The organism is Saccharomonospora saliphila YIM 90502 (assembly GCF_000383795.1).
Lineage (GTDB): Bacteria > Actinomycetota > Actinomycetes > Mycobacteriales > Pseudonocardiaceae > Saccharomonospora > Saccharomonospora saliphila.
Genome location: NZ_KB912656.1, coordinates 36,293 through 38,414 on the forward strand (window position 1 = coordinate 36,293; position 2,122 = coordinate 38,414).

Annotated in this window: 3 protein-coding genes; all 3 read left to right on the top strand. The window is 73.5% G+C overall.

What is annotated here, in order from left to right; translation table 11 throughout:
- The coding region (locus SACSA_RS0109150; protein ID WP_028661707.1) for a hypothetical protein at positions 1-468 on the top strand (468 nt) is incomplete at its 5' end.
- Positions 465-1,142 carry a signal peptidase II gene (gene lspA / locus SACSA_RS22190; protein ID WP_019815277.1) on the top strand — a complete coding sequence of 226 codons (678 nt, stop codon included), beginning with the start codon at positions 465-467 and terminating at the stop codon, positions 1,140-1,142. The genes SACSA_RS0109150 and lspA, both read left to right, overlap by 4 nt.
- Positions 1,139-2,065 carry an RluA family pseudouridine synthase gene (locus SACSA_RS0109160; protein ID WP_019815278.1) on the top strand — a complete coding sequence of 309 codons (927 nt, stop codon included), beginning with the start codon at positions 1,139-1,141 and terminating at the stop codon, positions 2,063-2,065. Before lspA ends, SACSA_RS0109160 begins: the two co-directional genes overlap by 4 nt.
- The last annotated feature ends 57 nt before the right edge of the window (positions 2,066-2,122 follow it).

Consider the following 2,122-nt stretch of genomic DNA (forward strand, 5'->3'; position numbering starts at 1 on the left):
CTTCCGGTGTGTGCGGTGGCCACGCTCGACGGGCCCGCACCACTGGTGGCTCCCGCGCTCGCGGCACTGGCGGGAGCCCTGGCCGTGTTTCCCACGCCGGCGGGTGACGGCCGTCGGACCGGGCCGGGCGACGGCGGCTGGTCCGAGTGCGGGCTCGCGTTCGCCGGGCTGGGTACCGCCGTGCTCCTGACCACGGCGCTGGCCGGGCCGGGGGCGATCCCGCCACCGGCGGAGCCGGAGGGAGGCAGGGTGCTCGTGGCGGTGACGGCGGTGGTGTTGCTCGGGCTCTCGTGGTGGTGGCGTGCGCTGCCGCCCGCCGTGGTGACCGTGCCGGTGGCCGGGCTTCTCGCGCTGGGAGCGCACCCGCAGGTGTCGGTGTGGGCGGGCGCCGTCCTGACGGTGGGCGCCGTGGCACTGACGGTGCTGCGTCGGAAGGCCGTCGAGCGGCCGTGGACAATGAACCGGTGAACTTCGAGCAGCAGCACCCCGAACCGCGAAGCGGTGCGGTCGAGCCCGCGCGGCCCCGGCGCCGGATCGGGCTTTTGATCCTCGTGGCCGCGCTGGGCTATGCGATCGACGTGGTCACCAAGGTGGTCGCGACGGCGCGGCTCGACAGCGCGGAGCCGGTGCGGATCCTCGGTGGCGCCGTGTACCTGCATCTGTTGCGCAACCCCTACGCCGCGTTCGGCATGGATTTCGGGGGCACGTGGGTGCTCACCGTGGTCGCCGTCGCCGTCGCGGTGGGCATCGTGTGGTTCGCCCGCAGGCTCCGCTCGGCGGGCTGGGCGGTGGGCCTGGGGCTCATTCTCGCCGGAGCGCTGGGTAATCTCACCGACCGGATCTTCCGCGCCCCCGCGCCGTTCGAGGGCCACGTGGTCGACTTCATTTCGGTGTTCGGCCCCGGCGGCGAGTACTTCCCCGTGTTCAACGCGGCGGACTCGGCCATCACGGTGGGAGCCGTGCTGATCGTGCTGCTGACCGTGCTGGGACGCGACTACGACGGCACCCGGACCGGCGCACGGGCGCGTTCCGGCGAGGCCGTGCCCGCCCGTGCGCAGGACACCGGCCCCGACTCGTCGTCAGGGGACGGTGCGGAGACCGCGGCCGGTCCCGGCGACACCGACGAACAGGGGCGAGCATGAGCAGCCGCATGCTGCCGGTGCCCGACGGACTCGACGGCATGCGTGTCGACGCGGGCCTGGCCAAGTTGCTCGGCCTGTCCCGCACGGTCGTGGCCGAGCTCGCCACGGCAGGCGACGTGCTCGTCGACGGCAGGCCCGCGGCGAAGTCGGACCGGTTGTCGGCGGGCGGGTTGCTCGAGGTGACCCTTCCCGAACCGGAGACGGCGGCCGAGGTCGTCGCCGAGCCCGTCGAGGGCTTGCGGGTCCTCCATGACGACGACGACATCGTGGTGGTGGACAAGCCGGTGGGAGTCGCCGTGCACCCCAGCCCGGGCTGGACCGGGCCGACCGTGGTGGGTGGCCTGGCCGCCGCGGGATTGCGGATCTCGACCTCGGGCGCGGCCGAGCGCCAGGGCGTGGTGCACCGGCTCGACGCGGGCACCACCGGTGTCATGGTGGTGGCCAAGAGCGAGCGCGCCTATACCGCGCTGAAGCGGGCGTTCAAGGAACGCACGGTCGTCAAGCGCTATCACGCGCTCGTGCAGGGACATCCCGACCCGACGCGGGGCACGATCGACGCGCCGATCGACCGCCATCCCCGGCACGACTACAAATTCGCGGTGGTGGCCGACGGTAAGCCCTCCGTGACCCACTATGAGGTCGTCGAGGCGTTCCGGGCCGCATCGCTGGTCGACGTGACGCTGGAGACCGGCAGAACCCACCAGATCAGGGTGCACTTCGCCGCGCTGCGGCACCCGTGCGTCGGCGACCTCACCTACGGCGCGGACCCGGTCCTGGCCCGAGGGCTCCACCTCACGCGACAGTGGCTGCACGCGCGCACACTCGGCTTCGCCCACCCCGCCGACGGCCGGTGGGTCGAGTTCACCAGTGACTACCCGGACGACCTCGGCGCCGCCGTCGACGCGCTGCGCCGCGAGACCTGACGCCGCTCCGGAACGGGCGCCGCCGTGGCGGGGCTCGGTGTGCGCGCCGCGTCAGCC

Excerpts from the sequence above, each read along its gene's own strand:
- SACSA_RS0109160 (WP_019815278.1), top strand. The coding sequence starts at position 1,139 with ATGAGCAGCCGCATGCTGCCGGTGCCCGACGGACTCGACGGCATGCGT.